19 protein-coding genes and 1 pseudogene are annotated in these 18,186 nt (G+C 68.0%); 6 read left to right on the forward strand and 14 right to left on the reverse strand.

Annotated elements, in window-relative coordinates:
- Nucleotides 1–158 precede the first annotated feature (158 nt).
- From CA237_RS10485 to CA237_RS10500, 4 genes are all read right to left on the reverse strand, one after another.
- Complete coding sequence (locus tag CA237_RS10485) at nucleotides 159–2,093, reverse strand: S9 family peptidase (RefSeq protein ID WP_066693957.1); 1,935 nt, start codon at nucleotides 2,091–2,093, stop codon at nucleotides 159–161.
- Between the two features lie 136 nt (nucleotides 2,094–2,229).
- Nucleotides 2,230–4,404: a sodium-translocating pyrophosphatase gene (locus CA237_RS10490; protein WP_126014009.1), complete on the reverse strand. Its 2,175-nt coding sequence runs from the start codon at nucleotides 4,402–4,404 to the stop codon at nucleotides 2,230–2,232.
- A 232-nt stretch (nucleotides 4,405–4,636) separates the two neighbouring features.
- Nucleotides 4,637–5,512, reverse strand: coding sequence for a thiamine-phosphate kinase (thiL, locus tag CA237_RS10495; protein WP_126014011.1), 876 nt, complete (start codon nucleotides 5,510–5,512; stop codon nucleotides 4,637–4,639).
- Nucleotides 5,509–6,540 (reverse strand): DUF2332 domain-containing protein, encoded by a 1,032-nt coding sequence (locus CA237_RS10500; protein ID WP_066693952.1) that lies wholly within the window; start codon nucleotides 6,538–6,540, stop codon nucleotides 5,509–5,511. Before CA237_RS10500 ends, thiL begins: the two co-directional genes overlap by 4 nt.
- A gap of 50 nt (nucleotides 6,541–6,590) precedes the next feature.
- On the opposite strand from CA237_RS10500, the gene hisG reads away from it, so the two are divergent.
- The 3 genes from hisG (at nucleotide 6,591) to nusB (ending at nucleotide 9,318) form a co-directional block, all read left to right on the forward strand.
- Nucleotides 6,591–7,241, forward strand: a complete 651-nt coding sequence (gene hisG, locus CA237_RS10505; RefSeq protein WP_066693950.1) for an ATP phosphoribosyltransferase — start codon at nucleotides 6,591–6,593, stop codon at nucleotides 7,239–7,241.
- A complete protein-coding gene (gene hisD, locus CA237_RS10510; RefSeq protein WP_066693944.1) occupies nucleotides 7,238–8,545 on the forward strand; it encodes a histidinol dehydrogenase in 1,308 nt (435 codons plus the stop codon). Before hisG ends, hisD begins: the two co-directional genes overlap by 4 nt.
- 305 nt (nucleotides 8,546–8,850) lie before the next feature.
- The gene (gene nusB / locus CA237_RS10515; protein ID WP_066693942.1) at nucleotides 8,851–9,318 is read left to right on the forward strand and encodes a transcription antitermination factor NusB; all 468 of its coding nucleotides are present in this window, start codon (nucleotides 8,851–8,853) and stop codon (nucleotides 9,316–9,318) included.
- Nucleotides 9,319–9,577: 259 nt separating this feature from the next.
- On the opposite strand, the gene CA237_RS10520 is transcribed toward nusB, so the two are convergent.
- Genes CA237_RS10520 through CA237_RS10535 form a run of 4 tightly spaced genes read right to left on the reverse strand, consistent with a single transcriptional unit; the run spans nucleotide 9,578 to nucleotide 12,376 of the window.
- On the reverse strand, nucleotides 9,578–10,486 hold the full coding sequence (locus CA237_RS10520; RefSeq protein WP_066693940.1) for an alpha/beta hydrolase: 909 nt from the start codon (nucleotides 10,484–10,486) through the stop codon (nucleotides 9,578–9,580).
- Nucleotides 10,483–11,385, reverse strand: a complete 903-nt coding sequence (locus tag CA237_RS10525; protein ID WP_066693935.1) for a pirin family protein — start codon at nucleotides 11,383–11,385, stop codon at nucleotides 10,483–10,485. Before CA237_RS10525 ends, CA237_RS10520 begins: the two co-directional genes overlap by 4 nt.
- Nucleotides 11,385–12,089 carry a glutathione S-transferase gene (locus CA237_RS10530; RefSeq protein ID WP_066693933.1) on the reverse strand — a complete coding sequence of 235 codons (705 nt, stop codon included), beginning with the start codon at nucleotides 12,087–12,089 and terminating at the stop codon, nucleotides 11,385–11,387. The genes CA237_RS10525 and CA237_RS10530 overlap by 1 nt, the downstream gene beginning before the upstream one ends.
- Entirely contained in the window at nucleotides 12,086–12,376 is a 291-nt protein-coding gene (locus CA237_RS10535) for a BolA family protein (RefSeq protein ID WP_066693931.1), read from the reverse strand. Before CA237_RS10535 ends, CA237_RS10530 begins: the two co-directional genes overlap by 4 nt.
- A gap of 36 nt (nucleotides 12,377–12,412) precedes the next feature.
- On the opposite strand from CA237_RS10535, the gene CA237_RS10540 reads away from it, so the two are divergent.
- Nucleotides 12,413–13,027 (forward strand): J domain-containing protein, encoded by a 615-nt coding sequence (locus CA237_RS10540; protein ID WP_066693923.1) that lies wholly within the window; start codon nucleotides 12,413–12,415, stop codon nucleotides 13,025–13,027.
- A gap of 177 nt (nucleotides 13,028–13,204) precedes the next feature.
- Here the strand turns inward: CA237_RS10540 and CA237_RS10545 are convergent, their stop codons facing one another.
- The 6 genes and pseudogenes from CA237_RS10545 to CA237_RS10565 form a co-directional block, all read right to left on the reverse strand.
- On the reverse strand, nucleotides 13,205–13,666 hold the full coding sequence (locus CA237_RS10545) for an SRPBCC domain-containing protein (protein ID WP_126014013.1): 462 nt from the start codon (nucleotides 13,664–13,666) through the stop codon (nucleotides 13,205–13,207).
- The gene (locus CA237_RS10550) at nucleotides 13,663–14,430 is read right to left on the reverse strand and encodes a VOC family protein (protein ID WP_066693916.1); all 768 of its coding nucleotides are present in this window, start codon (nucleotides 14,428–14,430) and stop codon (nucleotides 13,663–13,665) included. Before CA237_RS10550 ends, CA237_RS10545 begins: the two co-directional genes overlap by 4 nt.
- The gene (locus CA237_RS20015; RefSeq protein WP_336314567.1) at nucleotides 14,427–14,843 is read right to left on the reverse strand and encodes a DUF1428 domain-containing protein; all 417 of its coding nucleotides are present in this window, start codon (nucleotides 14,841–14,843) and stop codon (nucleotides 14,427–14,429) included. The genes CA237_RS10550 and CA237_RS20015 overlap by 4 nt, the downstream gene beginning before the upstream one ends.
- Nucleotides 14,826–15,152 (reverse strand): annotated as a pseudogene (locus tag CA237_RS20020) (DUF1428 domain-containing protein); the annotation flags it as partial. The gene CA237_RS20015 and the pseudogene CA237_RS20020, both read right to left, overlap by 18 nt.
- Nucleotides 15,149–15,838, reverse strand: a complete 690-nt coding sequence (locus CA237_RS10560) for a glutathione S-transferase family protein (RefSeq protein WP_066693914.1) — start codon at nucleotides 15,836–15,838, stop codon at nucleotides 15,149–15,151. The gene CA237_RS10560 and the pseudogene CA237_RS20020, both read right to left, overlap by 4 nt.
- Nucleotides 15,835–16,260, reverse strand: a complete 426-nt coding sequence (locus CA237_RS10565) for a VOC family protein (RefSeq protein ID WP_066693912.1) — start codon at nucleotides 16,258–16,260, stop codon at nucleotides 15,835–15,837. Before CA237_RS10565 ends, CA237_RS10560 begins: the two co-directional genes overlap by 4 nt.
- Nucleotides 16,261–16,330: 70 nt before the next feature.
- Between CA237_RS10565 and CA237_RS10570 the strand changes: the two genes are divergently transcribed.
- Together CA237_RS10570 and cobS are read left to right on the forward strand one after the other, a co-directional pair.
- Nucleotides 16,331–17,008 (forward strand): winged helix-turn-helix transcriptional regulator, encoded by a 678-nt coding sequence (locus CA237_RS10570; protein WP_066693910.1) that lies wholly within the window; start codon nucleotides 16,331–16,333, stop codon nucleotides 17,006–17,008.
- Nucleotides 17,009–17,071: 63 nt separating this feature from the next.
- The gene (gene cobS, locus CA237_RS10575) at nucleotides 17,072–18,070 is read left to right on the forward strand and encodes a cobaltochelatase subunit CobS (RefSeq protein WP_066693907.1); all 999 of its coding nucleotides are present in this window, start codon (nucleotides 17,072–17,074) and stop codon (nucleotides 18,068–18,070) included.
- Nucleotides 18,071–18,186: the final 116 nt, after the last annotated feature.

Below are 18,186 nucleotides of genomic sequence, written 5' to 3' on the forward strand. Positions count from 1 at the left end.
AATAGGGGGCGGCGGCGGGGAGGGCAAGGGTGGCTTCGGGTTTCCCGTCAGCCGTCACCCCGGACTTGATCCGGGGTGACGCTTTTCCAACCGTGCCAGAAGAAGCGGGACCCCGGGTCAAACCCGGGGTGACGTGCAGGGTTCAGCTAGTGTCATCATCACGACGGATTATGCTCCTTCAGGAACGCGGTCATCTCGGTGAGGAATTGCAGCCGGTCTTCGCTGCGCGAGAAGAAATGGTCGCCCAGCGGCTGTTCGATATAGCGATAAGGCTTGCCCGCCTTCTTCAGTTCGGCGGCGAGGGCGCGCGACTGGGCGACGGGGACGCGCTTGTCGACCTTGCCGTGCATCAGCAGGATCGGGGTCGAGAAATCGGCGGCGTGGAAGCGCGGCGAGATCAGCTGGAAATCGGGCGCCTGGGTCTTCAGCCAGTCGCCGATGGTGCGGCCGTTCAGGAACTGGCTGTCATAGCGGCGCAGCGCCGCCAGGTCCGATACACCGGCATAGCTGATCGCGCAGCGATACAGGCCGCCGTCGCGCTGCGCGGCGCGCATCGCTGCATAGCCGCCATAGGATGCGCCGACCATGCAGACGCGCTTGGGATCGGCGATCCCCTGCTTGGCCAGATGGGTGACCGCGTCGTTCAGGTCGTCCTGCATCTTCAGGCCCCATTCGCCCTCGCCCTTCTTGGCAAAGGCGCGGCCATAGCCCGACGATCCGCGATAATTGGGCTGGACGACAACATAGCCGATCTCGGCCAGATATTGCGTCCACCAGTCCCAGCCCTCGCTGTCGCGCGCAAAGGGGCCACCGTGCGGCAGGACGATCAGCGGCAGGTTCTTCTGCCCGATCCGGTGGCGCGGCATCGTCAGTACGGCTTCGATCGGCGTGCCGTCGCGCGCGGCGTAGCGGATCGTGCTGACCGGCGAGAGGCGGCGGCCCTGCAACGACTGGCTGTTCCAGGCCAGGCGGTTCATCTTCGCATTGCGGGTGTCCCAGAAATAGAGTCCGCCGGGCTGTGACGGCGTGCCGACCTCGACGAGGAAGCGGGTCTGGGTGCGGTTCCACGACACGATACGGGCGCGGCGGTCGCCGACCGATCCGTCGATCGCCTCCTGCAATTCCTTCAGCGTCTGGTCGAACCAGACCGAATGGCCGTGGCGGTCGGTGACCTGCGCGCCAATGACGTCGTTTTCCTCCGCGTTGTCGAGGATGCCGTCGACGTCGTAACCATCCAGCGCATAGAGCTTCTTGCCGAGTTTCAGGTCGGGCAGCGAGACTTCGTAGAGCGCGGTGAAGCCGCCTTCGTCGTCGAAGGCGACAGCGCTGGTGCCGTCGGCACGGAAGGTGAGCGGGATGGTCATCCCGTCCTCGTCCTTGCGCACGCGGCGGGCGATGGGGCGGAACGCCTCGCCATTGTTCGCGCGGTAGAGCAGCACCGAGCCGCGCGTGGCATCGTTATACTGATAGCCGGCGCGGACCTGCCCGTCGCCATCGGCATACCATTTGTGCACGTTGGGACGCCCTTCGGCGACGCGGCGCGTCTTGCCGGTCGATACGTCGATCTCGAACACCGAATATTGGAAATCGGCCTCGGTATCGATGCCGGTCTGTTTCGACAGCAGGATGCGCGGCGAACCGTCATGCGCCACCCACAGCACGTCGTCGGCATAGACCCCGGAACGGGTCCAGTCGAGCTTGCGCGTGGTCTTCAGGTCGGTGCTGATCGCCAGCACACGGGTGACGTAGATTTCCTGACCGAAATAATCCTGCTGTGCGCCCAGCCCGATCAGCACCCAGTCGTCATTGACCCAGCGCCACCAGTTGATGTCGGTATCCTCGGGCGCGCCCATCGTGTGCCGCTGCTTGGGATCGATCAGCGAGGTGAGCAGCAGCGCCTGCCGCCCGTTCACCGCGCCCTTGGCCAGCAGGCGGGAGCCATCCGGCGACAGCCTGGGCGATTCGAGCAGGGGAAGCTCGGCGAAGGCGGCGATCGGGACGGGGGTTGCCGGATCGACGGCGGGTGCGGCCGGCGGGCTTTGCGCCGGCAGGGCGGTGGCGAGCGCTAATCCGATCCATGGCAACAGCCGCATTCTGGTCCCCCGTGTGCGGCGGGGCGGGCGGCACGCGGCGCTGCCCCCCGGCAACGCCCGTCCGCCCCGATCGAAAAGCCCCCGCCGTTCGGGCGCGATGGTAGCGCGCGCCCGGCGGGGCGCAATCCGCTTTTCGTTACGCCGCGCCACCCCCGGCGAGCGCGGCGAGCAGTAGCAGGGCGACGATGTTGGTGATCTTGATCATCGGATTGACCGCCGGGCCGGCGGTGTCCTTGTACGGATCGCCCACCGTGTCGCCGGTGACCGCCGCCTTGTGCGCCTCCGATCCCTTGCCGCCATGATTGCCGTCCTCGATATATTTCTTGGCATTGTCCCACGCGCCGCCGCCGCTGGTCATCGAGATGGCGACGAACAGGCCGGAGACGATGACGCCGAGCAGCATTGCGCCGAGTGCCGCGAAGCCCTGCGCCTGCCCGGCGACCCACATCACGATGTAATAGACGGCCACCGGTGAGAGGACGGGGAGGAGCGAGGGTATGATCATCTCGCGGATGGCGGCGCGGGTGACGATGTCGACGGTGCGGCCATATTGCGGGCGGCTGGTGCCGGCCATGATGCCGGGATCGGCGGCGAATTGTGCGCGGACATCCTCGACCACCGACCCCGCCGCGCGACCGACCGCGGTCATGCCGAACGCCCCGAACAGATAGGGGAGCAGCGCGCCGAGCAACAGCCCGACGATGACATAGGGGTTGGACAGCGAGAAATCGACGGTCAGATCGGGAAAGAACAACCGCAAATCGGTGGTGTAGGCGCCGAACAGGACGAGGGCGGCAAGGGCTGCGGAGCCGATCGCATAGCCCTTGGTCACCGCCTTGGTCGTGTTGCCGACCGCGTCCAGCGCGTCGGTGCGGTGGCGGACGTCGTCGGGCAGCTGCGCCATTTCGGCGATGCCGCCGGCATTGTCGGTGACCGGGCCATAGGCGTCGAGTGCTACGACCATGCCCGCCAGTGCCAGCAGCGCGGTCGCGGCGAAAGCGACGCCGATGATGCCGGCCAGCTGGTAGGAGGCGACGACGGCGACGACGATCACCAGCGTCGGCAGCGCGGTCGATTCGAGACTGATCGCCAGCCCTTGAATGACGTTGGTGCCATGGCCGGTGACGCTCGCCCGCGCGATCGACTTGACCGGGCGATAGGCGGTGCCGGTGTAATATTCGGTGATCCATACGAGCGCGGCGGTCACGCCCAGGCCGATCATCATGCACCAGAACAGGTCCATGCCGGTGAAGGCCGTGCCGGCGACCGGGGCCTGCGCGCCCATCGCACCTTCTACGGTCAGCGTGTCGCCGCCCGGATCGAGGAAGCCTGCACCACCGATCACCGCGTTCAGGTCGCCCAGCGCCCAGCTGGCGGCGAAATAGATGGCGGGCACGGCGAGCAGCGCGGTGGTCCAGAATCCCTTGTACAGCGCGCCCATGATCGACTGGCCCTTGCCCAGCCGGACCATGTAGGTGCCAAGGATCGAGGTGATGATGCACACCCCGCCGACGACCAGCGGCAATGCCATCAGGCGTAGCAGCTCTGCGGGCGGTGCCTGAACCAGCAGCGCGATCGACACCATGGTCAGGCCAATGGTCACGACATAGGTTTCGAACAGGTCGGCGGCCATGCCGGCGCAGTCGCCGACATTGTCGCCCACGTTATCGGCGATGACGGCGGGGTTGCGGGGGTCGTCCTCCGGGATGCCGGCTTCGACCTTGCCGACCAGATCGGCGCCGACGTCCGCCGCCTTCGTAAAGATACCGCCGCCCAGCCGCGCGAAGATCGAGATGAGCGAGGCGCCAAAGGCCAGCGCGGTCAGCGCCTCGACCACTTCGCGGTCGCCCGGACCATGGCCCGCGATGGCGACGAGGTACCAAAAGATGCCGGCGATCGCGAACAGGCCGAGCCCGGCGACCAGCATGCCGGTGATCGCGCCTGATCGGAACGCCATGGTCAGGCCACCCTGCAACGACCCGCGTGCGGCCTCCGCGGTGCGGACATTCGCGCGGACCGAAATCTCCATCCCGACATAGCCCGCCACGCCCGACAGCACCGCGCCGATGACGAAGCCGACGGTCGACAGCGCGCCAAGTGTGGGAAACAGGATGATCGCGACGATCACGCCGACGATGGCGATGGTGCGGTACTGGCGGCCGAGATAGGCCTTGGCCCCCTCCTGGATGGCGGCGGCGATGTCCTGCATCCGCGTATCGCCGGCCGGTGCGCGCAACACCTGCATACTGGTGAAGATGCCGTAGAGCACGGCGAGCGCCGCACATGCCATGGCCAGATAGACGATCGTCATCCGCAAACCCCTCCCTGCGTGGGGCGGCCCGGCTGTCTCGTCGGGTCGATGCCCTTGAAGGGACGCAGCTTATGCCGATGGGCGGGGGGCGCAAGGGATATTACGGGGGAGAAACCCGACCCTGCTATGGTACAACTCGCGTCATCCCAGCGAAGGCTGGGATCTTCCGGCGATAGCACGCCGCAAGAGTGGCTTGAGATCCCAGCCTCCGCTGGGATGAGGCCAAGTTTCGTCAGTGCTGGTAGCCCAAGCGGTCGGGCAGGGGGATGGGCTGACCGTTCTGGAGCGGGTGCAGCCCTTCGCCTGTCGCAAACGTGCCGATCCGCGTGGCGGCGACCGGTGGCTCGCCGTCGCAGGCGAACAGGAGTTCGTAATCGTCGCCGGCGGTGGCAGCGGTCAGGGCGTCGTGGCCGAATGCCTTGAGGTCATCCGACAGGGGCACGTCAGCGAGGTCGATCGTGACCGCAAGGCCGCTCGCCGAGGCCATGCGTCGCGCGTCGATCAGCAGGCCGTCCGACACGTCCATCATCGCGTGGACGATCGGCGCCAGTGCCTGTCCTTCGGCGAGGCGCGGGATCGGGCGGCGGTAGCGTCGGAGCAGGCTGGCAGGGCCATGCTCCCCTTGCGCGATGGCGAGGCCCGCGCCGGCATCGCCGATCGTGCCGGTTATCCACAGGCCATCGCCGGCGCGCGCCGCGTCGCGGCGGGGGGCATGGGCGCTGCGGCCGAGCGCGGTCAGCGAGAGGATGCGGGGGGCGTCGGGCGGGAGCTTCACCGTGTCGCCGCCGAGCAGCGGGCAGACGAAGGCACGCAGCACCTCGTCGAGGCCGGATAGGAACGCGCGGTCCCACGCCTCCTCGCCGATCGGGTAGCCCAGCATCACCCCGAGGGGCACTGCGCCCTTGGCGGCGAGGTCGGACAGGTTGGTCGCGACCAGTTTCCACGCCACGTCGGCGGGCGGATCGTCGGGAAGGAAATGGACGCCCGCGACGATCATGTCCTTGGTGAGGATCAGGTCGCCGAGATGCGCGGCATCGTCGGTGAGGCCATGTGCCCCGGCATGGAGCGGCAGGCGGCGTAGCGCGGCGAGGAAGTCGGCTTCGGTCACACGCCCGCGATCCACGCGCCATGGGCGTGGGCGGTGGCGAGCATCCGGCGATCGCCATGGCTGAGCCAGCTTTGCACGATCAGCTCCTGGCGTTGCAGCACGCGATCCGGCTCCATCCGGACCCAGGCGAGCGGGCGGTCGGACGTGGCGCGGGCGGCGGCTTCGTCGATCATCGCGGTGATCGCGGCGCGGCGGGCGTCGCCGAGATATTGCCAGACGACCGAGTGCATCAGGACGCGGGTGACGCCCGCTGCCTGCGGTTCGGCAAGGCGAGCGCGGAGCCAGTCGACCGCATCGCCCTGCACCAGATCGACCGGTCGGGCGCGTTGCATGGCGATGGCCGCCGCCAGCCGTTCCTGCCGTTCGGGCTGGTCGGCCCAGATATAGCCGGCGAGGCGGGTGGCGATGGCAGGATCGGTGGCGTCGAGCGGCTGGATGTCGACGCCGCGCACCGACGCGATGTGCAGTAGGACGGCGGGTGGCGGCGGCCCGTTCCATTCGGGACGGATGGTGACCGGGGCGTCTTCGGGACCGACTGTCGTACCGCCCAGATCGAACCGGTAGCGGTCGATCAGCAGGTTGAGGCCGGCGCTCGACCCGATCTCCAGCAGCTCGACCGCCGGGCCGTGGCGCTTTGCAACCTCCAGCAGACCGGCCATCAGGACGCCTGAGCGCATCGGTTCGTTGGTCTGTGGCGGGCCGTCGAGCCACGGCAGCAGCGCGGCGTCGTGTTCGACCAGCACGCGGCGCAGGATCGCCTGCGGCTCGCCTTCGCCCGCGAACAGCGCGGTCAGCTCAGGATCGATGCCGGACCGGGCCAGCGCGTGGAGACCTCCGACGAGGCGGAGCGGCAGCGCATCGGGGATCGGGTCGCCCGGCCAGTCGAGCGTGCGCCGGCCCGTCGCGCCGTCGCGCGACAGGGCGTCGGCCAGCGCCTCGCACACCCGCGCGGTGATCGGCGCGTCCATCGCCGCGCAGAACGCGGCCTGCTGGCGAAAGGCTTGGCGATTCGTCGGTTCGTCGGCCATGGGGCGTCTGTTGCGCCCGCCCCGCACCCCAAGTAAAGCCCGCCGTGCCCATGACCGATCCCATCATCATCGCCGTGCCCAAGGGGCGTATCCTCGACGAAGCCATGCCGCTGCTGGCGCGCGCCGGCATCGTGCCCGAAGCGGCGTTCCGCGATCCCGACAGCCGCGCGCTGCGCTTCAGGACCGACCGGCCGGACATCGACCTGATCCGCGTGCGCGCGTTCGACGTGGCGACGTTCGTGGCACATGGCGCGGCGCAGCTGGGCATCGTCGGGTCGGACGTGCTGGCCGAGTTCGACTATTCGGAGCTGTACGCGCCGGTCGACCTGAAGATCGGGCATTGCCGCATCTCGGTCGCAGAACCGGCGGGCATGGCCGCGACCGACGATCCGCGCGGGTGGAGCCATGTGCGGATCGCCACCAAATATCCGCACACGACCCAGCGCCACTTCGCGGCGCGGGGCGTTCAGGCGGAGTGCGTGAAGCTGAACGGCGCGATGGAGCTGGCCCCGGTGCTGAGCCTCGCGCCGCGCATCGTCGATCTGGTATCGTCGGGCCGCACGCTGAAGGAGAATGGGCTGGTGGAAGTCGAAACCATCGCCGAGGTGACGTCGCGGCTGGTCGTCAACCGTGCGGCGTTCAAGACGCGCGAACAGGTCGTGCCTTTGGTCGATGCGTTCCGCCGGGCGGTGGCGGCATGATCCGGCTGGACGTGAGTGCGGCGGGGTTCGCCGCCGACTTCGCCGCGCTGGTCGATGCGCGGCGCGAGGCCGACAGCGACGTGGCGCGCGACGTGACCGCGATCCTGCGCGCGGTGCGCGAGGAAGGGGATGCGGCGGTCCGGGCCTTTACCGAGAAGTTCGACGGGCATGATCCGGATGCGACCGGATGGCGGATCGAGCTGGCCGACTGCCGCGCGGCGCTGGACGGGCTGGACCCGGAGCTGCGCGCGGCGCTGGAACTGGCGCATGACCGGATCGCGGCGTACCACGCCAAGCAGCGGCCCGAGGATCGCGACGAGGTCGATGCCGATGGCGTCCGGCTGGGTGCCAGGTGGAGCGCGGTCGCGGCGGCGGGGGTCTATGTGCCCGGCGGGCGTGCCGCCTATCCGTCGTCGGTGCTGATGAACGTGGTCCCGGCCAAGGTCGCCGGGGTCGAGCGGATCGTGATGGTCACGCCGACGCCCAAGGGCGAGGTGAACCAACTAGTCCTCGCTGCCGCTGCGCTGGCCGGGGTGGACGAGGTGTGGCGGATCGGCGGGGCGCAGGCGGTCGCGGCGCTCGCCTATGGCACCGACCGGATCAAGGCGGTCGATGTCGTGACCGGCCCCGGCAATGCCTGGGTCGCGGAGGCCAAGCGGCAGCTGTACGGCGTGGTCGGGATCGACATGGTCGCCGGGCCGTCGGAGATCGTGGTCGTGGCGGACGGGCAGAACGATCCGGCATGGATCGCCGCTGACCTGCTGAGCCAGGCCGAGCATGATCCGACCAGCCAGTCGATCCTGTTCACCGACGATGCCGGCTTCGGCGATGCGGTGGCGAAGGCGGTCGATGACCAGATCGCGCAGCTGGCGACCGGACAGGTGGCGCGGGCGAGCTGGGATGCGAACGGCGCGATCGTGATCGTGCCGACGCTCAGCGATGCGATGCCGCTGGTCGACCGGCTGGCGCCCGAGCATCTGGAGCTGGCGGTCGGCGATCCCGAGCCGCTGTTCCGGGCGGTACGGCATGCCGGGTCGGTGTTCCTGGGGCGCTATACGCCGGAAGCGGTCGGCGATTATGTCGCGGGGCCGAACCATGTACTGCCGACCGGGCGGCGGGCGCGCTTTGCGTCGGGGCTGTCGGTGCTGGATTATATGAAGCGGACCAGCTTCCTGGGGCTGGATGCGGCGGCGCTGGCGAGGATCGGGCCGGCGGCGGTCACGCTGGCCGGGGCGGAAGGGCTGCCGGCGCATGCGCGGTCGGTGGCGATCCGGTTGGACGCGCCGGGCAACGGGGCAGCGTAGCTGCACCGAGCCGCACGAAGCGCGTCCGGCCGGCGGCGCGGGCAGCGCCGTCCGACGGCACGGGCTTTGCCCGTGGCGGCCCTGGGTTGCGGCTTTCGGTAGCGGCGCGGCTACTCCCGCGGCAGGGGGAAGGTTTCGGTTCAAAGTTCACTAAGTTCACACTCGTGCGCGATTGGGGCGCCGGGGGGACTGGCGTGTTCGCGGGGCGGACGGTTCAAAGAGCGGTCCCATCCTGTCACCGTCCGCGGCTGTAGGAAAGCGCCCCCTCGACTTGCCACCCAAGGTGGCGCTATGGGGCGGCGCTTATGACCAGCAAGACTTCCCGTCCGCGAGGCGCCCGTCAGGCCCGCGCCGCCGCCCGGTTGGCCGCCGTGCAGGCGCTGTACCAGCATGAGATGGAAGCGACGCCGATCCCGGCGCTGCTCCACGAATTCCACCAGCACCGGCTGGGCGCGACGATCGAGGACGTCGAATATGCCGAGGCCGACGTCCATTTCTTCGACGATGTGGTCAAGGGCGTCGATGCCCGCCGCGAGGAGATCGACGCGCTGATTTCGACCAAGCTGTCGTCCGGGTGGACGATCGAGCGGCTGGACAAGCCGATGCGCCAGATCCTGCGCGCGGGGACCTATGAGTTGCTGGCGCGGGCGGATGTGCCGGTGGCGGCGGTCATCAGCGAATATCTCGACGTGGCGGATGCGTTCTACGACCGGCGCGAGAAGGGGTTCGTGAACGGGCTGCTCGATTCGGTGGCGAAGCAGGTTCGGGGGTAGTTTCTCCCGCCCCTCCGTTTGCTTCGAGCGGAGGTTCGAGCTTGTCGAGAACCGTAGTCGAGAAGGGGGTGCCCCGAGCGACCGGGTTCTCGACGGACGCTTCTCGACTTCGCTCGAAGCTGCTCGAACTGAACGGGTGGGTGGCAAGAGGGGCGCCTATCCCGACCGTTCATGCTGAGTAGGGGCTGAGCGCAGTCGAAGACCCGTATCGAAGTACCTGTCGAGGTCCTTCGATACGCCATTTCGACAAGCTCAATGGCTACTCAGGACGAACGGGTCTGTCCGCCGCAGAGCCGAGCCACCCTCGCAACGCCGCATTCACCGCCTCCGGTGCCTCCCACGGCACGAAATGCCCGGCTTCCACCTTCACCACGCGCAGGTCGGGGACATAGCCGGGCAACGCGTCGAGCTGCACCGGCAGCAACGCATGGTCCTGCATGCCCCAGATCACCAATGTCGGCTGGGGTATCGGCGGGAAGGGGCCGTCGAGCCATGCCGGGCGGTCGGGCTGTTCGCCGGGCGCGGGGACGATGATCGGGGAAGCGCGATACCAGTTGAGCATTGCGGTCATCGCGCCGGGATTGCCCCATTCGTCGAGATAGGCCGCCTTGTCCTCGCCCGCGATGGCGCGGGTGACGAACCGGGCGAAGCCGTTCGTGAAGAAATGTTCCAGGCCGGTCCCCGTCAACCCCTTGTCCAGCGACGTATCGCGGAACCGGGTCATATACTGGCTCGCGGCACGCTGATCGGGATCGTCGAACAGCGAGCGCTGGAAGACCAAAGGATGCGGGGCGTTGCAGATCACGAGCCGCTCGATACGGTCGGGATGGTTGAGCGCGGCCATCCATGCGATCGCGCCGCCCCAGTCATGGCCGACCAGCGTGAAGCGGGCGATCCCGAGCGCGTCGGCCAGTGCGATCAGGTCGGCGACGATGCGCGCCGGGGCATAGTCCGCGACTGCCGGCGGCTTATCGGACTTGGCGAAGCCGCGCTGGTCGGGGGCGACGACATGATGGTCGCGGGCGAATTCGGGCAGCTGGTGCCGCCATGTCCGGTGCGATTCGGGAAAGCCGTGGAGGAAGATCAGCGCCGGATGCGCGGGGTTCCCGGCGATCGCCACATCGAGCGCGACGCCGGTCGACAGCGCGATGCGGCGCAGTTCGGTCATGGATAGCTCACCGTCTTGGGAATTTCGGGAATCGGAATGAACTCTTCCGAATCGTCGGGCACCTTCGGGAAGTTGCCCGCCTTCCAATCCTGTTTCGCCTGATCGATGCGGTCGCGGCGCGAGGAGACGAAATTCCACCACACGAAGCGTGGGGTGGTGAAGGCTTCCCCGCCGCACAGCATCACGCGTGCGCCGGCGGACGAGCGCAGCGTGGCGGCGATGCCGGGGCGCAGCACGTAGAGCGTCATCGGTTCGAGGTTCACACCGTCGAGCGCCGCATCGCCGTGCGTCAGGTAGAGCGCGCGTTCGTCGGCGCCGGCGTCGATCGGGATCGCGCCGTTCGGCTCCAGCACGATATCGGCATAGATGGTCGCGGCGTACTGGGTGGTCGGGGCCGACGCGCCCCACAAATCGCCCATGACGACGCGCGCGGTCGCGCCGCTGGCGGAGACGACCGGCAGCTTCGCAGCTTCGACATGTTCGAACGCGGGGTCCATTTCCTCATGGGACTCCGGCACCGCCAGCCACGTCTGGATGCCCGAGAGGAGCGGGCCGCCGGCACGCTCGTCGGCAGGGGAGCGTTCGGAATGGACGATGCCGTGGCCGGCGGTCATCAGATTGACCGCGCCGGGTTCGATCCGGGCGAAGGTGCCCAGCGAATCGCGATGGTCGATCGCCCCGCCGAACAGATAGGTGACGGTGGCCAAGTTGATGTGCGGATGGGGGCGCACGTCGATCCCTTGTCCGGGGTCGAGTTCGGCCGGGCCCATCTGATCGAAGAAGATGAACGGGCCGACCATCGTACGGGTCCTGGTCGGCAGGGTGCGGTGCACCTTGAACCCGCCGAGATCGTGGGTGACCGGCTGAATCGTCTGAAGGAAGAAGCGGTCGTTTTCCATCAGTCGGCGTCCAGTTCGGTATAATGGCGGAAGATGCCGTCCGTATTGAACGCGATCCGGCGGTCGCTGGCAAGATAGGCGGCGATTCCGGGCAGTTCGGCGACCCGGTCGCGAATGTCGATCAGGCGCGGGATGTCGCCGGTGAGCGTAGCCATGCGCTGCGGAAAGGCGTAGCGCAGCCCCTCGACCAGCTGGAACAGCGAGGTGTCGACATAGGTCCAGCGATGGTCGATCGCCCATGCCCCGCCATGTTCGCTGATCAGGGTTTCGAAATAGCCCAGATATTTGGGCAGGCGTTCCTGCAGGAACTGCTGCGCCGCGCGCGCCGATTCCGGGCGCTGTTCGTCATAATAGGCCGACATGGCGACCGGGTGATGGACCGCGTGCACTTCGGCGATCAGATCGGCGATGGTCAGCTGCCACTGGTTCGCCCATTGCCGGTCGCGGATGCTGGAGAGGGCAAGGCCGTGGCGCTCGCCCAGATATTGCAGGATGTTGGCGACCTGCGCCAGGCGCATCCCTTCGAGTTCGAGGAAGGGCGGGGCGAAGGGCGCGCGGGGCTGGCGTGCGAGGTGGCGCTGCATCGCCTCCACCCCCTCAATCCGGGCGCAGTCGCGATAGTCGATGCCGGCGGCCTCCATCGGCAGGCGGACGAACTCGCCGCGCCCCTGGATGGTGGGCCAGTACCACAGGTCGTAGATCAATCGGCGTCTCCGGGCGCGCGGGCGCGGATCGCCAGCGCATGAATGCGGGTCGCGAGCAGATCGGCCAGCGCGCGATTGACCAGCCGCTGCCGCGCGACGCGCGACTGTCCGGCAAAGGCATCGGCGACGATATCGACCGAGAAATGGGTCTCTCCCGTACCGTCGTCGCCCATATGGCCGGCATGGTGGTGGCTGTCGTTGGTGACGGTGAGTGTTGTCGGCGACAGGGCATCCGTCAGGCGGGTGGCGATCAGGTCGGCGAGCGGAATGGTGGCGGTGTCGGTCATGCGACCTATATAACGCGCTTTGCCAGAGGGAGTCGCGTGGCGCGCGAGAGAATATCGAAGGATCGCCCCAATGCCCGGTTCCATGGGCGGGTCGAAGCGAACGGGCGGCCGTGTGAGGTGCCGGGGTGCCCGGAGGCGGGCGAGTTCCGCGCGCCGCCGCTGGAGGGCGCACCGCAGGGCGGCGACCGGCCGAGCGCCTATCGCTGGTTCTGCCTCGACCATATCCGCGCGTTCAACGCGGGGTATAACTACTTCGCCGGCATGACCGCGGAGGAGATCCACGATGCGCAGCGGCCCTATGCCGGATGGGAGCGGGAGACGCGCGCCTTTGCACGGGCGGGAACCGATCCGGGGCCGGCCTGGGCCGACTTCGCCGATCCGCTGGATGCGATCGGCGCGAAGTTCCGGGGTGTGCGCGAGGCGCGGGCCGAGCGGCAGGACGGGCGGCCGCTCAGCCCGGCGGACCGGTCGGCGCTGAAGGTCATGGGGCTGGCGGTCGATGTCGACCGGACGGGCCTGCGCAAGCGCTATTCGGAGCTGGTGCGGCAATATCATCCCGACCGCAATGGCGGGGATCGCAGCCATGAGGCGGCGTTGCAGAAGGTGATTGCGGCGTATCAGCAGTTGAAGGGGGCGGCTGCGTTTGCGTGAGGGGCTTACTGCCCCCCATTACCCACCCCGTTTGGTTCGAGCAGCTTCGAGCTTGTCGAGAAGCGTCCGTCGAGAACCCTGTGTTTGGGGCAACCCCTTCTCGACTTCGGTTCTCGACAGGCTCGAACCTGCGCTCGAAGCAAACGGAGTGGGGAAATGGTGACTGGTGAGGGTGGCTCACCCCAACCCGAGCGCCACCGCCTCCAGCTGTTGCGCGACCATCGCCCAGCCGCCCTCGAACCCCATTTCGGCGTGCATCTTCGCCGTCTCGTCGTCCCAGTGCCGGGCCGCGGCGCGGTAGAGGGTGGCGCCGTCGCCATCGGCTTCGAAGGTGAAGACGCCGACGAAGGTCAGCCGCTGCGGCTGCGGTATCCAGCCCGGTGCGAAGGCGTTGGTGAACACGATGCGTTCGTGGGGCACGACGTCGAGGATCACGCCCTCGCCGGTCATCGCCTCGCCATTGGGCCCGCGCATCGTGGTGGCGAAACGGCCGCCGGGTACGAGGTCGAGGCCGAGCAGTTCGGTCGTCCACGGACGCGGCGCCCACCATTTGGGCAGATGGTCGGTCCAGGCCCGCCATACGGTTTCGACGGGGGCGGGGATGCGGCGTTCGATGGCGAGTTCGTGTTCAGGGATCATGGGCGTGATCCTACCAGTCCGAAGCGTGCTCCCATAGGGTCGCTGGCGACGACCGAGTAACTGCCGCCGGGGATCTGGTCGGGACCCTGCAGGATCGTGCCGCCGCCCGCCGTGATCCGTGCCGCGGCATGGTCGATATCGGCGACCATCGCATAATATTGCCAGCCGGGCTGGGCGCCGGGGAAGGTGCCCATTGCCGCGCCGATCGCCGTATCGCCGCTCAGCAGGAATTTATACTCGCCGAGCGGACCCATCGGCATCGCACCTTCCTGTCGCCAGCCGAAGCGGGCGGTATAGAAGGCGATGGCCCGGTCCTGATCGGGGGCGGTCAGTTCGTTCCATACGAAATGGCCGGGCGTCGCGCCGTTCGCATCCTGAAACGATGCGCTGGGTTCGGCGCTTTCGCTGCGCATCAGGTAGAGCGCGGCGCCCTGCGGATCGGTCAGCATCGCCATGCGGCCGACGCCGGGCATCGACATGGGCGGCATGTGCTGCGTACCGCCGTTCGCGACGAAATCGGCCGCGGCCGCATCGACATCGTCCACCGCGACATAGCCGAGCCAGGTCGAGGCCGGCATGCCCGGCGGCATCGCCATCAGCCCGGCGACGGGAATGCCGGCGGCGGTGGTGAACAGGCGATAGTCGATGCCGGGCGTGCCGGAATCCTGCACGGTCCAGCCGACGACGTCCCCATAGAAGGCGGCTGCCGCATCGACGTCGCGGGTCAGCAATTCGTACCAGACGAAATCGCCCCGGCGGTTCATGCGCCTGCTCCCATGTGTCGATCGAAGATGGGGGTGAAGCCGCCATAGACCATGCGCTTCCCGTCGAAGGGCAGGGCGCGGTCGGCCATGCGCGGGTCGGCCATCATCGCCTGCCAGCCGCTGTCGCGCACGTCCTTTGACGGCCATTCGATCCACGAATAGCAGGCGACCTCCCCATCCCGGAGATCGACGGCGCGGGCATAGTCGGTGTGCTTGCCCGGCGGCACGTCGTCGCCCCAACCCTCCACGACGCGCAGCGCACCGTGATCGCGGAAGACCTGCGCCGATTCGGCCGAGAAGGCGAGATAGGCGTCCTGGCTGTCGGCCGGGACCGGGGTCAGGCAGCCATCGACATAGCCGGGCGTGGCGTCGTCGCCGCTGACCATCACCCCGTCGAACCCGCCATAGATCATGCGCTTGCCATCGAACGGCATGTCGAGTTCGGCCATGCGCGGATCGGCCATCATCGCCGCGCCGACGCGGTCGCGGGTCGCACGGTCGGGATATTCGATCCAGCTGAACAGCACCTCCTCATCATCGGCCAGCGCGACCGAGCGCGCGAAGCCGGTATGGGTGCCCGCCGGCACGTCGTCGCCCCGGCATTCGACCAGGCGCGTCGCGCCGAGATCGGCAAAGATCGCCGCCGCCTGCGCGACATGGGCTTCGTAAGCCGCGCGGTTGGCGCGTGGCACCGGGGTCACGAACCCGTCGATATAGGTCATGCACAGTCTCCCTTGGCCACCCATTCGGCATAGCCGGCGGGCGGTTTGCCGGTGAACCCGGCCAGTTGCGCGGCGAGCGCGCGGTGAAAGGCGGGGCGGGCGGTGCCGCGTTCGACATAGGTGACGAGCGTCGGATGCGCGGCGAGCTGTTCGCTGCCCTCCATGATCCGCAGCACCGCGACCATCATCAGGTCGCCGATGCTGAACGCGCCGTCATACCATTCCCGGTCGCCCAGCCGCGCCGCGACCTCGCCAAAGCGTTCGGCGATGCGCGCGTCGATCGCGGGCAGGCGCGGTTTCGACCAGGGTTCGTCGCGTTCGAACAGGGTGGCGACGGCATGGTCCATGATCGGCGGTTCGACGGTATTGAGCGCGGCGAACAGCCATTCGGTCGCGCGTGCCTTGCCCGCCGGATCGGTCGGCAGCAACACGCCGTGGCGTTCGGCAAGGTGCAGCACGATCGCGCCCGATTCGAACAGCGTCAGGTCGCCGTCCTGATAGGTCGGCACCTGTCCGAAGGGCTGGCGCGCGCGGTGGTCGGAACGCTTCTGCGCGCCCTGCGACAGATAGTGGACGTCATAGGGCCGGCCCGCTTCCTCCAATATCCAGCGGACGCGCAGGTCGCGGACCTGGCCCTGCGCGAAATCAGGCACCCAGTCGAAGGCGGTGATGACCGGGCGGGTCATGCCGCGCCCTCCGCATGGGCGGCCTCCGCCGCCGCCATGTCCATGGTGAACGGACCCCAGCCATGACCGTCGAGGTCCTCGAACGCGCGGCTGTACATATAGCCTTCGTCCTCGGGATCGTGCAGTTCGCGCCCGCCCGCCGCCAATGCGGCCTCGGTGATCGCGTCGACGCCGGCACGGTCGTCGAACGAGAGGGCGAGCAGCACGCCGCTTTCGGTCTTCGCATCGATGATCCGCTTGGGCGTGAAGGTCGCGTAGAAGGCGCGGTCGAGCAGCATGACGTGGATGCTCTCCGACCAGGTCATGCCCGACCCGCGTTCGTTCGAGAATCGGCCGTCCTTCACGAAGCCGATCGCTTCGTAGAAGCGCGTCGCCGCGGGCACATCGGCGACCGCGAGGTTCACGAAAATCATCTTCGGCATGGCACCCTCTCCCCGGCTCAACCGAATCGCTGTTTGTATTGGATGCGCGTCGGGGTTAGAAAAAGCAACGATGGAGTTAGAAAAAGTAACTATTGATGCCAAGCGGCGCTATGACGATGCCTGCGGCGCGGCGCTGGGCATGGAATATGTCGGCGAACGCTGGGCGCTGCTGCTGATCCGCGAGCTGCTGCTGGGGCCGCGCCGGTTCGGGGAGATACGCGCCGGCCTGCCCGGGATCAGCGCCAACGTCCTGACGCAGCGGCTGGCGGGACTGGAGGCGGCGGGGATCGTCGAGCGGCTGCGCCTGCCGCCGCCCGCCAATGCGCAGGTCTATGCGCTGACCCGCTGGGGCTATGAGGCGGAGCCGGTGGTGCTGGCGCTGGCGAAATGGGCGCTCCGGTCGCCGACGCACGATCCCTCGCTGCCGTTTTCGGCGGTGTCGCTGATGCTGGCGCTGAAGATGCTGCTGGTGCCGGAGCGGGCAGGGGACTGGTGCGCGACGGTCGCGTTCCGGCTGGGCGACGATCCCTATGTCGCCGAACTGGCGTCCGGGGCGCTGTCGGTGACGCGGGGGCTGGGAGCGGCGGACGCAACCTTGTCCGGCCGCCCTTCGGCGTTCCTGCCGGTCGTGTTCGGCGCGAAGCCTTTGTCGGCGGCGGTGGCCGAAGGGGCAATCGCGCTGGAGGGGAACCGCGCCATCGCCGAACGGTTCACGACGCTGTTCCGATTGCCGCCGAAGGTTGAGTAGGCGGCCCGCTTCGTCCTAAAGACCGCTGCGGCGCATCAATACGCGCCCACGCGAAAGGCCCGCATGACCACCGATACCCTGCCCCAGCCGTCCGAAACCACGATCCTGAGCGCGCCCGACCGGATGGTGAAGGTGCGCGAGATGTTCGGCATCGACAGCGACCTCGAAGTCCCCGCCTTTTCGGTCGCCGACGAACGCGTGCCCGATGCAGATCCGGCCTATGTGTTCGATCCCGACACGACGCTGGCGATCCTGGCGGGCTTTGCGCACAACCGGCGGGTGATGGTGCAGGGCTATCACGGCACCGGCAAGTCGACCCATATCGAACAGGTCGCGGCGCGGCTGAACTGGCCGTGCATCCGCATCAACCTCGACGCGCATATCAGCCGGATCGACCTGATCGGACGCGACGCGATCGTGCTGAAGGACGGGCAGCAGGTCACCGAGTTCCGCGAGGGGTTGCTGCCCTGGGCGCTGCAGACGCCGACCGCTTTGGTGTTCGACGAATATGACGCGGGCCGCCCCGATGTGATGTTCGTGATCCAGCGCGTGCTGGAGACCGAGGGCAAGCTGACGCTGCTCGACCAGAACCGCGTGATCCGGCCGAACCCGTATTTCCGGCTGTTCGCGACCGCCAACACGGTCGGTCTGGGCGATACGAGCGGGCTGTATCACGGCACGCAGCAGATCAACCAGGGGCAGATGGACCGGTGGAACATCGTCGTCACGCTGAACTACCTGCCCGCCGCGACCGAGGCGCGGATCGTGCTCGCCAAGTCGGGCGAGTACGACAAGGTCGGCGGCAAGGAGACGGTCGAGAAGATGGTGCGCGTGGCCGACATGACCCGGCGCGGCTTCGTCAACGGCGATATCTCGACGGTCATGTCGCCGCGGACGGTCATCACCTGGGCGCAGAACGCGCTGATCTTCGGTGACGTCGGTTTCGCGTTCCGCCTGTCGTTCCTGAACAAGTGCGACGAGGCGGAGCGGGCGCTGGTCGCGGAATATTATCAGCGGGTGTTCGGCAAGGACCTGCCCGAGAGCGTGGTGGGCAAGGCGTAACCTGTTCCGTCACCCCGGGCTTGACCCGGGGTCCCGCTTTTACCGACAGCAGCAGAAGAAGCGGGACCCCGGATCAAGTCCGGGGTGACGATAGGGTCGGGTAGTCGCGGCAGGGA

The organism is Sphingomonas sp. ABOLH, assembly GCF_003951715.1.
Taxonomy (GTDB): domain Bacteria; phylum Pseudomonadota; class Alphaproteobacteria; order Sphingomonadales; family Sphingomonadaceae; genus Sphingomonas; species Sphingomonas hankookensis_A.

Coding starts and splice junctions, on each gene's coding strand:
- CA237_RS10535 (WP_066693931.1), bottom strand. CDS start 12,376: ATGACCGACACCGCCACCATTCCGCTCGCCGACCTGATCGCCACCCGC.
- nusB (WP_066693942.1), top strand. CDS start 8,851: ATGACCAGCAAGACTTCCCGTCCGCGAGGCGCCCGTCAGGCCCGCGCC.
- CA237_RS10490 (WP_126014009.1), bottom strand. CDS start 4,404: ATGACGATCGTCTATCTGGCCATGGCATGTGCGGCGCTCGCCGTGCTC.
- hisD (WP_066693944.1), top strand. CDS start 7,238: ATGATCCGGCTGGACGTGAGTGCGGCGGGGTTCGCCGCCGACTTCGCC.
- CA237_RS10565 (WP_066693912.1), bottom strand. CDS start 16,260: ATGCCGAAGATGATTTTCGTGAACCTCGCGGTCGCCGATGTGCCCGCG.
- CA237_RS10520 (WP_066693940.1), bottom strand. CDS start 10,486: ATGACCGAACTGCGCCGCATCGCGCTGTCGACCGGCGTCGCGCTCGAT.
- hisG (WP_066693950.1), top strand. CDS start 6,591: ATGACCGATCCCATCATCATCGCCGTGCCCAAGGGGCGTATCCTCGAC.
- CA237_RS10550 (WP_066693916.1), bottom strand. CDS start 14,430: ATGAACCGCCGGGGCGATTTCGTCTGGTACGAATTGCTGACCCGCGAC.
- CA237_RS10570 (WP_066693910.1), top strand. CDS start 16,331: ATGGAGTTAGAAAAAGTAACTATTGATGCCAAGCGGCGCTATGACGAT.
- CA237_RS10500 (WP_066693952.1), bottom strand. CDS start 6,540: ATGGCCGACGAACCGACGAATCGCCAAGCCTTTCGCCAGCAGGCCGCG.
- CA237_RS10485 (WP_066693957.1), bottom strand. CDS start 2,093: ATGCGGCTGTTGCCATGGATCGGATTAGCGCTCGCCACCGCCCTGCCG.
- CA237_RS10525 (WP_066693935.1), bottom strand. CDS start 11,385: ATGGAAAACGACCGCTTCTTCCTTCAGACGATTCAGCCGGTCACCCAC.
- CA237_RS10560 (WP_066693914.1), bottom strand. CDS start 15,838: ATGACCCGCCCGGTCATCACCGCCTTCGACTGGGTGCCTGATTTCGCG.
- CA237_RS20015 (WP_336314567.1), bottom strand. CDS start 14,843: ATGATCTATGGCGGGTTCGACGGGGTGATGGTCAGCGGCGACGACGCC.
- cobS (WP_066693907.1), top strand. CDS start 17,072: ATGACCACCGATACCCTGCCCCAGCCGTCCGAAACCACGATCCTGAGC.
- CA237_RS10545 (WP_126014013.1), bottom strand. CDS start 13,666: ATGATCCCTGAACACGAACTCGCCATCGAACGCCGCATCCCCGCCCCC.